12 protein-coding genes and 1 tRNA gene are annotated in these 10813 nt (G+C 72.6%); 11 read left to right on the top strand and 2 right to left on the bottom strand.

Annotated features, from left to right (window positions below; all coding sequences use genetic code 11):
- Positions 1 to 73 precede the first annotated feature (73 nt).
- Entirely contained in the window at positions 74 to 244 is a 171-nt protein-coding gene (locus AA75_RS51300) for a hypothetical protein (RefSeq protein WP_199520550.1), read from the bottom strand.
- Positions 245 to 303: 59 nt separating this feature from the next.
- Positions 304 to 1314: a DUF2156 domain-containing protein gene (locus AA75_RS41560; protein WP_033825712.1), complete on the bottom strand. Its 1011-nt coding sequence runs from the start codon at positions 1312 to 1314 to the stop codon at positions 304 to 306.
- 171 nt (positions 1315 to 1485) lie between these two features.
- Here AA75_RS41560 and AA75_RS48755 point away from each other — a divergent pair.
- From AA75_RS48755 to AA75_RS41510, 11 genes are all read left to right on the top strand, one after another.
- Positions 1486 to 1580 (top strand) — tRNA-Leu (locus tag AA75_RS48755).
- Positions 1581 to 1748: 168 nt separating this feature from the next.
- Positions 1749 to 3404, top strand: coding sequence for an aldehyde dehydrogenase (locus AA75_RS41555; protein WP_082527224.1), 1656 nt, complete (start codon positions 1749 to 1751; stop codon positions 3402 to 3404).
- A 96-nt stretch (positions 3405 to 3500) separates the two neighbouring features.
- Positions 3501 to 4643 carry an acyl-CoA dehydrogenase family protein gene (locus tag AA75_RS41550; protein WP_033825711.1) on the top strand — a complete coding sequence of 381 codons (1143 nt, stop codon included), beginning with the start codon at positions 3501 to 3503 and terminating at the stop codon, positions 4641 to 4643.
- Positions 4644 to 4688: 45 nt separating this feature from the next.
- Positions 4689 to 5987: an aspartate aminotransferase family protein gene (locus AA75_RS41545; protein ID WP_033825710.1), complete on the top strand. Its 1299-nt coding sequence runs from the start codon at positions 4689 to 4691 to the stop codon at positions 5985 to 5987.
- 3 nt (positions 5988 to 5990) lie between these two features.
- Positions 5991 to 6473, top strand: coding sequence for a type II toxin-antitoxin system RatA family toxin (locus AA75_RS41540; RefSeq protein ID WP_033825709.1), 483 nt, complete (start codon positions 5991 to 5993; stop codon positions 6471 to 6473).
- A gap of 39 nt (positions 6474 to 6512) precedes the next feature.
- Positions 6513 to 7073: a hypothetical protein gene (locus AA75_RS41535; RefSeq protein WP_033825708.1), complete on the top strand. Its 561-nt coding sequence runs from the start codon at positions 6513 to 6515 to the stop codon at positions 7071 to 7073.
- Positions 7070 to 7603 (top strand): flavin reductase family protein, encoded by a 534-nt coding sequence (locus tag AA75_RS41530; protein ID WP_033825707.1) that lies wholly within the window; start codon positions 7070 to 7072, stop codon positions 7601 to 7603. The genes AA75_RS41535 and AA75_RS41530 overlap by 4 nt, the downstream gene beginning before the upstream one ends.
- A 37-nt stretch (positions 7604 to 7640) precedes the next feature.
- Complete coding sequence (locus AA75_RS41525; RefSeq protein ID WP_033825706.1) at positions 7641 to 8627, top strand: VlmB-like protein; 987 nt, start codon at positions 7641 to 7643, stop codon at positions 8625 to 8627.
- Positions 8624 to 9640: a beta-ketoacyl-ACP synthase III gene (locus tag AA75_RS41520; RefSeq protein ID WP_033825705.1), complete on the top strand. Its 1017-nt coding sequence runs from the start codon at positions 8624 to 8626 to the stop codon at positions 9638 to 9640. The genes AA75_RS41525 and AA75_RS41520 overlap by 4 nt, the downstream gene beginning before the upstream one ends.
- 26 nt (positions 9641 to 9666) lie before the next feature.
- The gene (locus AA75_RS41515; RefSeq protein ID WP_033825704.1) at positions 9667 to 9897 is read left to right on the top strand and encodes an acyl carrier protein; all 231 of its coding nucleotides are present in this window, start codon (positions 9667 to 9669) and stop codon (positions 9895 to 9897) included.
- Positions 9897 to 10813 (top strand): beta-ketoacyl synthase (locus AA75_RS41510; RefSeq protein WP_033825703.1); only part of this gene is annotated, 917 nt, incomplete at its 3' end. The genes AA75_RS41515 and AA75_RS41510, both read left to right, overlap by 1 nt.

The raw sequence follows: 10813 nt of genomic DNA, 5'->3' as shown, positions 1-10813 counted from the left end.
GCGGCGCGGCGCCGCGGGCCCGGACGGGGGCCGCGGCACCGCGCCGTCGGGCGGTGCGACCGGGTGGTGCGGGTCAGGCGCAGGCCGCCTCGGCCGCCTCGGTGATCAGGCGGGCGTCCAGGGCGCTCACCACGTCGTCCGCGGCCCGCGCGGTGTCCAGGTCGTCCGGTGCGCCGATGATGGCCATGAACGACTCCACGACCGACTGCTTCAGCTGGTCGGTGGAGGGATCCTGCTGGGTCATGAGTGCTCTCCTCGGATGCTCGGCCCGGCGGTGCGGGCGCTCGGGGTCGGTCCGGATGGTCAGAAGGCGTTGCAGGCGCGGAAGATGTGCGCGAAGGAGGCCAGCGAGGCCGGGCCGTGGAAGGCCACGTACTCGGGCAGCAGCACGTCCGGCGCCCACTTGTCCTTGTAGGCGAGCTGGGTCTGCGCCGGGTAGATCGCCTCGCCCTCGGCCCACAGGAAGTGCATCAGCCACTGGAACGACGGGCTGTAGCCGGGCAGTTCGTTCTCCTGGCCGAGGCCGGTGAACGGCGTGAAGCCGAAGTGCAGCCAGTCCACGCCCTCGGTGCGGAACACGTCGATGGCGGTGGAGTTGATCGCCTCCATCAGACCGGGGGAGCCGCCCGGGATGCGGCGGCTGAGGTCGTGCATCCAGCCGGCCCGGCTGCCGTAGACCGGGGAGTAGGAGATGTAGCCGACCGGGGCGCCGTCGATGGTGCCGACGAACAGCCGCCGGTGCGCCTGGGCCGGGCCGCCGATCTGGCCGACCAGGAACTCCAGCTGCCGGGCGTGGTCGCCCTTCGAGCCGAGCCAGGCGCCGTCGATCTCCGCGATGCCGTCCTGCCACTGCTCGGCCGGCACCTCCTCGACCTGCAGCCCGTTGCGGAACGCCCGCGAGATCTTGTTGCGCAGCTGCATGAAGCGGGTGCCGCGCAGGCTGAAGTCCGGCAGGTGGACCGCCCAGGAGGCGCCGAGCTGGTTGACGGTGAAGCCGTGCGCGGCGTAGCGCTCGGCGTCCGAGCGCTGCAGCTGGACGGCGACCAGCCGCAGGTCCTCGCTGCGGGCGTGATCCACCAGGCCGTCGAGCAGCAGGTCGTAGGTCTCCTCGGAGGCGAACGGGCCGCCGAACTGGACCAGGTGCCGGCCGGTGCGCCGGTAGACGGCGACGCCGTCGGCGCCCGGGGTGGTGAAGACGCTGTTGCCGGAGTTGAGCGCCAGGAAGGAGCTCGGGTTCTCGGACCGGGTGTGGGTGGAGACGGCCGACAGGACCTGGCTCCCGGTCTCGGTCGCGGTCGCGGCGGACGGTGACATGTGATTTCCCTTCGGGGACGGTGGCGGTAAAACAAGTACAGCACTCGGAAATGGCGGGAGGAAGGGCTGGATAAACCTGGTGATGCGATGTCAGTGATACGTCAGCCGGGCATCAGGAACGGCTGGCAATCTCGTTCCCGTGAACGGCGCGGGAAACCGGGCCGAAAACACGGAGAGGTGCCCGGAGTGGTTGATCGGGGGCCGGGGCCCAGGCCCCGGCCGGGTGGTCACGCCCGCCTGCGCAGGTTCGAATCCTGCCCTCTCCGCCTGTTCCGCCAAGCCCGGCCGCGTTCCCAAGGCGGCCGGGCTTCCGGCGTTCCGGGGCGGCCGGGCGCCGGCCGGCGGCATCAGTTCCGTGTCAGGCGCGGGTCAGACCCGCTTGTCACCATCAAGTCGATTCGGACATGGAACCGTGCCTTCGGAAGGGCCTGATCATGCTTCTTGACGAAACGGCGTCGGGGATTCTTCCCGGTAATTCCGGCGGTCGGGAAAAGCCGCTGAGCAGCTACCAGCTGTACATCGCCGGAAAGGACGTGGAGGGTGACGGCTGGGTCTACACGGTCAGCGCCCGCTCGCTGCTGGAGGACGTGTTCACCAGCGTCAGCCTGAAGCGCGCGCTCGAACAGGACCCGGACTCCGACGCCGCCCAGCACCCGTACGTGGTCGGCCGCTGCGCCATCGCCGGCGACGCCGCCATCGACCTGGCGACCGAGGCCGCCGCGGCCGCCGCCCCCGGCTGGGCGGCCGTGCCGCTCGAGCGGCGGCTGCGCCTCGGCACCCTGTTCCGCGAGGAACTGCTGCGCCGCCAGGACGAGTTCGTCGACATGCTGGTCTCCGAGGCGCACCCGGTGAAGCTGGCCCGCTGGGAGCTCAGCTGCCTGCTGCAGGTGTACAGCGAGGAGAGCATCGACTGGTACCGGCAGCGGATGCACACCGAGTTCGACCACAACGGCCGCCGCCTGATCGTCCGCCGCCAGCCGGACGGCGTGGTCGCGTTCAACCCGCCGCAGAACGCCCCGGCGCCCAGCGCCGCGCTCGCCGTGCTCGCCCTGATGGCGGGCAACGCCGTGATCGTCCGGGCGCCGCGCTCCATCGCGCTGTCCACCATGTGGGTGCTGCGCGACGTGGTGGCGCCGCTGCTGGACGAGGTCGGCGCCCCGCCCGGGGTGCTCAACGCGGTCTGCAGCAACCCCAAGCAGACCCTGGACCGCTGGGTGGAGAGCCCGCTGGTCAACGACATCTTCTACATCGGCGGCAGCCAGGAGGGCCTGCGCTTCCAGGAGCAGTGCGTGGCCCACGGCAAGAAGCCGATCCTGGAGCTGGCCGGCAACGACGGCATCATCATCTGGGAGGGCGCGGACCTCAAGTACGCGGCCGAGGCGATCCGGGAGTCCTTCTACGGCTCCGGCCAGATCTGCATGGTGCCCAACTACGTGCTGGCGCACCCGGCGATCGCCGACGAGCTGATCGAGGAGGTCAAGAAGCAGGTCGCCACCGTCAAGCCGGGCTACCCGGAGGACGAGGACGTGCTGCTCTCGCCGGTGCGGCGCAGCGAGAAGTTCTTCGGCCTGCTGAAGCAGACCCTCGACCTCGGCTCCGAGCTGGTCACCGGCGGCCGGCGCACCGAGGTGGACGGCACGCCGTCCGAGACCGGTGTGTTCCTGCAGCCCACCGTGGTCCGGGTGAACGGCCTGGCCGGTGCGCGCGAGCACGACGTGGTCCGGCACGAGACCTTCTTCCCGCTGCTGCCGATCGTGGTGCCCGACGCGGCCCCCAACGACCAGCTGCTGGACAGCTTCATCGACTTCGTGAACACCAACGAGTACGGCCTGCGCAACTCGCTGTGGGCCAAGTCCGCCCGGGTGATCAACGCCTTCGTGCAGCGGGTCACCAACGGCGGCCTGCTGAAGATCAACGACTCGCACATCGGCTTCCTGCCGTACCTGCCCAGCCACGGCGGCACCGGCCTGACCGGCGGCGTCTACGGCGAGGCCAACTACCCGATGCTCAAGACCTCGCACATCCAGGGCGTCAGCGTCGCCCGCGACGTCAGCCCGATCGAGGCCGTCTTCGGCGCCTTCGACGCCTGACCGCCGGCCGCCCCGGGCACCCGTCCGGGGCGCCGGCCGCCGAGGCCCCCGCCGGGGCCGCCCCCCTGTCCGTCCCCCGCTGGAGGTTGACCTGCCATGCGCTCCCTCGACACCGCCCGCGAGACCAGCGAGCGGTACCACCCCGGGCTGGTGAAGGCCCTCGCCGAGATCCCGTACGCCGAGCGGGAGGCCGCCGGCAGCCCGGTGATCGACCTGTTCCGGGCGCACGACGGCGTCGCCCTGCTGGTCCCCGTCGCGTACGGCGGCCACGGGGCCGACCCGCTGGACGCGGTGCGGGTGCAGCGGGCGCTCGGCGCGCTGTCGCCCTCGCTGGCGGCCGCGGTGACCATGCACCACTTCACCGCCGCGATGCTGTACGCGCTGGCCGACGACGACACCGGCCGGCTCACCGAGGCCCAGCTCTCGCTGCTGCACAGCGTGGTCCCCGAGCAGCGGCTGATGGCCTCCGGCTGGGCCGAGGGCCGCACCCAGCAGAACATCCTCACCCCGGCCGTCACCGCCGTCGCGGTCAAGGGCGGCTACCGGCTCAACGGCTCCAAGAAGCCGTGCAGCCTGGCCGGTTCGATGGACCTGCTGACCGCCTCGATCGCGGTCCCGGGCGCCGGCGGCGAGCCGGAGCTGGCGCTCGCGCTGATCCCGGCCGCCTCCCCGGGCCTGACCGTGCACCCGTTCTGGGGCAACGACGTGCTGGCCGCGGCGGAGAGCGACGAGATCCAGCTGGCCGACGTGTTCGTGCCCGAGGACCTGGTGGTGCGCACCTCGGAGGAGGACCCGCACCGGATCGAGGACCTGCAGAACGCCGGCTTCGTCTGGTTCGAGCTGCTGATCTCGGCCGGCTACCTGGGCGCCGCCTCCGGCCTGGTCGAGCACGTGCTGCAGCGCGGCCGCGGCAGCGTGGGCGACCGCACCGACGCCGCGATCCGGATCGAGGCGGCGGCCGGCCTGCTGGAGGGCACCGCCCGCGCGGTCCGCGACGGCGTCGGCGGCGAGGAGGCGGTCGCCCAGGTGCTGGTCGCCCGGTTCGCCGCCCAGGAGGCGCTGAACCGCGCCGCCGACCAGGCCCTGGAGCTGCTCGGCGGGCTCGACTTCATCCGCTCCGCCGACCACGCCAAGCAGGCCGTCGCGGTCCGCCCGCTGGCCTTCCACCCGCCGTCCCGGGCGAGCGCGGCCGAGGCCCTGCTGGCGTACTTCAACGGCGAACCGCTCGACCTGTCCTGACCGCCCGTCCGGCACCGCCCGGCATCGAACCAAGGAGTTTCCCACGTGACCGCGATCCAAGAGGCCCCGATCGGCGCGGGCCGGGTGGACACCGAGGGCGAGATCCTCGATCTCTACCGCGCCCACCTCAGCAAGGGCCGGGCGACGCTCGCCGAGCTGTTCGGCAGCCACATGGAGGTCGAGTCCTCCGGAGCCTGGCTCACCACCAGCGACGGCGAGCGCTTCCTGAACGCCGGCGGCTACGGCGTGTTCATCATGGGCGCCCGCCACCCGCTGGTGATCGACGCCGTCACCCGCCAGCTGAACACCCACCCGGTGGCGACCCGGATCCTGCTGGAGCCCACCGTCGCCCGTGCCGCCGAGGCGCTCACCTCGATCACCCCGCAGGGCCTGGACCGGGTGCACTTCGCGCTCTCCGGCGCCGAGGCGGTCGAGACCGGCCTCAAGCTGGCCCGCGCCAACGGCCGCAAGCGCACCGTCTCGTTCAAGGGCGGCTACCACGGCAAGACCCTGGGCGCGCTGTCGGCCACCGCCAAGGAGGTCTACCAGGCGCCGTTCCGCCCGCTGATCCCGGACGTCACCCACCTGCCGTACGGCGACGAGGACGTGCTCCGCGCCGAGCTGGCCGCCCACCCGGGCGAGGTCTGCGTGATCATCGAGCCGGTGCAGGGCGAGGGCGGCGTGATCATCCCGCCGAAGGGCTACCTCAAGCGGGTCGAGGAGCTGGTCCGCGAGTTCGACGGCTTCCTGATCCTGGACGAGGTGCAGACCGGCTTCGGCCGGCTCGGCGAGTGGTGGGGCGCGGACGTCGAGGGCGTGCAGCCGGACGTCCTGCTGGCCGGCAAGGCGCTCGGCGGCGGCGTGGTGCCGGTCTCGGCGGCCATCGCCACCCGGCAGGCGTTCAAGCCGTTCGACAAGGACCCGTACGTGCACACCGCCACCTTCTCCGGCCAGCCGCTGCTGATGGCGGCCGTCCAGGGCGCCGTGCAGGCGATCCAGGAGGAGCGGCTGGTCACCCGCTCGCAGGAGCTCGGCGCCCGGCTGCTGCCGCGGATCGCCGAGATCGCCCACCGCAACATCCCCGAGCTGGTGGTGGACGTCCGCGGCCAGGGCCTGCTGATCGGCGTCGAGCTGGTCGAGGCCGGGCTGGCCGGCGAGCTGCTGATCGAGCTCTTCAACCACGGGGTGGTCGCCAACCACTCGATGAACGGCAGCTCGGTGGTGCGCTTCACGCCGCCGGCGATCCTCAGCGACAGCGACGTCGAGTACCTGCTCGACGCGTTCCACAAGGCCACCCTCGACCTGATCTCGGGCTCGGCCAAGATGCCGGAAGGCGGTAACTGAACCATGCGACACGTCGAACTCGACGCCGTGGTGAGCTCCGAGCGCGCCGAGGACGTCTACGCGGCCGTCCTGCGCTGGGAGCGCTACCCGGAGCTGGCCCCGCACGTGCGGGCCACCACCGTGCACTCCACCCTCCCCGAGCCGGTCGGCAGCTCCAGCTGGGAGCTGCACTTCCGCAGCGGCCTGCTGCGCTGGACCGAGGCCGACACCTTCCTGCCCGAGCAGCTGGAGATCCGCTTCGAGCAGACCGACGGCGACTTCGACAGCTTCACCGGCACCTGGCGGCTGCGCCAGGACGGCGACGACGTCCAGGTGCACTTCGAGGCCGACTTCGACTTCGGCATCCCGAGCCTGGAGGGCATCCTCGACCCGATCGCCGAGCGGGTCATCCGGGAGACCGTGGCCTGGGCCGTCACCGGCCTGTACGCCGCCACCCGGATCGTCGGCGACATCGAGCTCACCACCCCGGCCGCGGCCGCGCGCTGACCGTCCCTCTCACCGGCACGTCGCTCCAGGAGTGAAGCAATGGACCAGGCAAACCCCTTCGAGACCCCGAGAACCTTCTCGCTGCACCGCGCCGAGTACCTGGTCGCCTTCGCGGTGACCACCGGCGTGCTGATCGCCCACCTCGGCGACGTCCGCTGGCTCCCGGCGATCGGGCTGTTCCTCTACATCGACCTGATCGGCTACATCCCGGGCGCCATCGCCTTCCGCAAGTCCGGCGGGCAGCCGATCGCCAAGGGCTACTACATCGCGTACAACGTCATGCACAGCCTGATCACCCAGGGCGCGGTCGCCGCGCTCTGGTGCTGGCTGGTCAAGCCGGAGTGGGCGCTGCTGGTGATCCCGTTCCACCTGTTCGGCGACCGCGGCCTGTTCGGCAACTTCATGAAGTCCTTCGCACTGCCGTTCGAGCCGGTGCGGCAGAGCGGCTACCTGAAGCTGCTGGACGACCTCGGCCTGGCCCACCCCAAGCCGATCGCGCACACCTTCGACCCGGTCCCGGTCGGCCACCTCCCGGCGCACCGCGCCGCGGCGGTGCGGGCCGAGACCGCGCCGGAGCCGGCCACGGCGGCGGCCCGGTGAGCACCGCCGCCGAGGTACGGACCGCGCCCACGGCGGCGCAGCTGCGCCGCCGCGCCCTGCGCCACCTGGCGGCACCGGTCTCGGTGCTGACGGTCAGCCACCAGGGGCGGCTGCACGGGACGACGGTCTCCACCGTCACCACCGTCTCGCTCACCCCGCTGATCCTCGGCGCCTGCCTGAAGTCCGGTTCGGTCCTCGCCGAACTGGCCGTCGCCGAGGGCCGGTTCGCGGTCAACGTGCTCGGCGGCGGCCAGGGCCCGGTGGCCCGCTGGTTCGCCGACAGCTCCCGCCCGGACGGCGCCCGGCAGTTCGACGGGCTGCCGTGGACCTCCGCCCCGTACGCGGACGCCCCGCTGCTGGACGGCGCGCTGGCGCACTACGCCTGCCGGGTCACCGAGTGCGTCCGGGTCGGCGACCACGAGGTGCTGCTCGGCCAGGTGGTGCACGCCGCCACCGGCGAGGGCGCACCGCTGCTCAGCTTCGCCGGCGGCCTGTTCGCCGGCGCCCTCCAGCCGGCCCCGGGCGAATGACCCCGTCCGGCCACACCACCCAGCAAGGAGTACGGACATGACCGGTTCAGTGGCACCCGAGGCGGACTGGGACGAGGCTCCCGGCCTGCTGGACGGAGCCAAGGAGCTCACCCTCGGCCCGGACGAGTGCAACCTGGCCTACTGGATCACCGAGGTCGCCCAGGGCACGCTGCGCGAGCGCGGCGTCACCGGGCACCACAAGAGCGCCCTGGTGCCCGAGTTCCTCAAGCGCCCCGGCCCGCTGCGCGAGGCGCTGACCCTGGAGTTCGGCTTCCGCGGGCTCTCCGAGGAGATCGCCACCCGGCTGCTGTCGTACTACGTGGCCATCGCCCCGGGCATCCCGGAGCTGGAGTTCTACGCCACCCAGCTGCTCGACGAGGCCCGGCACGCCCGGGTCTTCCGCAACCACCTGGTCGAACTCGGCCTGCCCGAGGCCACCCTGCTCAAGGACATCGACGCGATGGCGTCGGAGTACCGGCGCACGGTCCTCCAGCCGGTCGAGGACTTCACCCTGGACATCGTCCGCGACCAGGGCGACTTCATCGGCGGGGTGGCGGTCTTCGCGATCGTGATCGAGGGCGTGCTCGCCCCCGCCGCCGAACTGAGCGAGCGCAAGTGGACCCCGCTCTCCCCGGCCACCGGGGAGATCTCCCGCGGCACCGCGATCGACGAGATCCGCCACCTGACGGTCGCCAGCACCATCCTGCGCGACCACGTTGCCGCCCACCCCGAGTACCGGCCGCGGCTGCTGGAGATCCTGCGGGCCGGCGTGAAGCTCTGGGACGAGATCCCGGACAAGCCGTTCGTGATCCACCGCGAGGAGCTGTTCCAGCAGGGCATGTTCGACCACGCCGACCTGATCGGCGACTACGAGGTCTGGCCGGGCGTGCGGCTGCTCGACACCACCCCGGAACAGCGCTACGACATGGCCGAGCGGTGGACCGACGAGATGGCCGAGTCCCGGATGGCGTACATGGGCCTGCCGGTCGAGGTGCTCAGCAGCGGCGGGGGTGACGCGGTATGACCGCGGGCCCGCCGCCGGGACGCGCCGCGGTCATCGTGGGGGTCGGCAGCTACGTCCCGCCCGACCTGGTCACCAACGGCGACCTGGTCACCCGGCTGGACACCTCGGACGAGTGGATCCGCACCCGGACCGGGATCGCCACCCGGCACATGGTCGCCCCGGGCACCGCCACCTCCGACCTGGCGGTGGAGGCCGGGCGACGGGCCCTGAAGTCGGCCGACGACTCCCAGGTCGACGCCGTCGTCCTGGCCACCACCACCCCCGACCACCCGTGCCCGGCCACCGCACCCGCGGTCGCCGCCCGGCTCGGCCTCGGCGGGGTGGCCGCCTTCGACGTCTCCGCGGTCTGCACCGGCTTCCTGTACGGCCTGGCCACCGCCTCCGGCCTGATCGCCGCCGGGGTGGCCGAGCGGGTGCTGCTGATCGCCGCCGACGCCTTCACCACCATCATCGACCCCGGCGACCGCACCACCGCGGTGATCTTCGCCGACGGGGCCGGCGCGGTGGTGCTGCGGGCCGGCAACGCCGACGAACCCGGCGCGGTCGGACCGATCGTGCTCGGCAGCGACGGCGACAACGCCGAGCTGATCACCGTGCCCGGCGGCGGCTCCCGCCACCGCTCGGCCCGGCAGGAACCCAAGCCCGGCGACGAGTACTTCCAGATGGCCGGCCGGGCCACCTACCGGCACGCGGTGGAACGGATGACCGAGGCCTCCAGACAGGCCGTCGGCTCGGCCGGCTGGGACCTCTCCCAGCTCGACCGCTTCGCCGCCCACCAGGCCAACGCCCGGATCCTCCAGGCGGTCGCCGACCGGCTGGAGATCCCGGCCGAACGCCGGCTGTCCAACATCGAGCGGGTCGGCAACACCGGCGCCGCGTCCATCCCGCTGCTGCTCGCCCAGGCCGCCGAACGCGGCGAACTGCGGCCCGGCCACCGGGTGCTGCTCACCGCCTTCGGCGGCGGGCTGGCCTGGGGCGCCACCACCATCACCTGGCCCGACCTCGGGCACTGACGCCACACCCCCGAAAGGACTGTCCGATGTTCGAGACGCTCAAGGAAATCCTGGTCAGCAAGCTCAAGGTGTCCCCGGAGCAGGTCACCCCGGAGGCCACCAAGGAGGACGTCGAACTCGACTCGCTCGCCGTCGTCGAACTCTCGCTCGTCCTGGAGAAGGAGCTCGGGGTCGAGATCAGCGACGACGAGCTGCTCGACGCCGAGACCATCGGTGACATGGCGCGCCTGATCGAAGAGCGGAGCGCACGGGTCTGATGGCCGGCATCGACGTCGCCGTGACCGGGCTCGGCCTGGTCACCCCGGCCGGCATCGGGACCGCCGCCTCCTGGGCGGCGGTCCGGGCCGGCCGCCCGACCGCAGCGCTCGACCCCGCCCTGGAGGGGAACCCGGTGCGGATCTCCTGCCGGGTGCCCGACTGGGATCCCGGGCAGCTGCTCGGCGGCCGCCGGGCCCACCGGCTGGACCGCTTCACCCAGTTCGCGCTGGTCGCGGCCCGGGAGGCGATCGCCGATGCCGGGCTCGACCCGCAGACCTGGGACGGCGCCCGCGTCGGCGTCATCCTGGGCTGCGCCGACGGCGGGCCCGGCACGGTGGAGACCCAGCACCGGGTGCTGGTCGAGGAGTCGCCCGCCCGGGTCTCCCCGCTGCTGCTGCCGATGCAGCTGCCCAACATGCTGGCCGGCCAGACCGCCATCGAGTTCGGCGCCAAGGGCCCCAACCTGGTGGTCGCCACCGCCTGCGCCTCCGGTGCCACCGCCATCGGCACTGCCCGTGACCTGCTCCTGCTGGACCGCTGCGACATCGTCGTGGCCGGGGGCAGCGAGGCCATGATCACCCCACTGGTCATGGCCGGGTTCGCCCAGATGGGCGCCCTCTCCCGCCGCGAGGACGATCCCGCGACGGCCTCCCGGCCGTTCGACCTGGACCGGGACGGCTTCGTGGCCGGAGAGGGCGCCGGCGTGGTGATCCTGGAACGGGCCGCCGACGCCCGCGCCAGAGGGGCCCGGATCCGGGCCCGGATCGCCGGCTACGGCGCCACCGCCGACGCCCACCACATGACCTCGCCGCACCCCGACGGTCTGGGCGTGCAGAGCGCGGTCCGCACCGCGCTCGAGGACGCCGGCGCCTCGGCGGGCGACGTCCAGTACGTCAACGCGCACGGCACCGCCAC

The organism is Kitasatospora sp. MBT63, from assembly GCF_000710465.2.
In the GTDB taxonomy this organism is placed as follows: Bacteria; Actinomycetota; Actinomycetes; order Streptomycetales; family Streptomycetaceae; genus Kitasatospora.
Note: the sequence above shows the minus strand (reverse complement) of the source record. Positions and strands in the feature narration are given on the sequence as shown.

Excerpts from the sequence above, each read along its gene's own strand:
- AA75_RS41520 (WP_033825705.1), top strand. The coding sequence starts at position 8,624 with ATGACCGCGGGCCCGCCGCCGGGACGCGCCGCGGTCATCGTGGGGGTC.
- AA75_RS41560 (WP_033825712.1), bottom strand. The coding sequence starts at position 1,314 with ATGTCACCGTCCGCCGCGACCGCGACCGAGACCGGGAGCCAGGTCCTG.
- AA75_RS41555 (WP_082527224.1), top strand. The coding sequence starts at position 1,749 with ATGCTTCTTGACGAAACGGCGTCGGGGATTCTTCCCGGTAATTCCGGC.
- AA75_RS41535 (WP_033825708.1), top strand. The coding sequence starts at position 6,513 with ATGGACCAGGCAAACCCCTTCGAGACCCCGAGAACCTTCTCGCTGCAC.
- AA75_RS41525 (WP_033825706.1), top strand. The coding sequence starts at position 7,641 with ATGACCGGTTCAGTGGCACCCGAGGCGGACTGGGACGAGGCTCCCGGC.
- AA75_RS41540 (WP_033825709.1), top strand. The coding sequence starts at position 5,991 with ATGCGACACGTCGAACTCGACGCCGTGGTGAGCTCCGAGCGCGCCGAG.
- AA75_RS41515 (WP_033825704.1), top strand. The coding sequence starts at position 9,667 with ATGTTCGAGACGCTCAAGGAAATCCTGGTCAGCAAGCTCAAGGTGTCC.
- AA75_RS41550 (WP_033825711.1), top strand. The coding sequence starts at position 3,501 with ATGCGCTCCCTCGACACCGCCCGCGAGACCAGCGAGCGGTACCACCCC.
- AA75_RS51300 (WP_199520550.1), bottom strand. The coding sequence starts at position 244 with ATGACCCAGCAGGATCCCTCCACCGACCAGCTGAAGCAGTCGGTCGTG.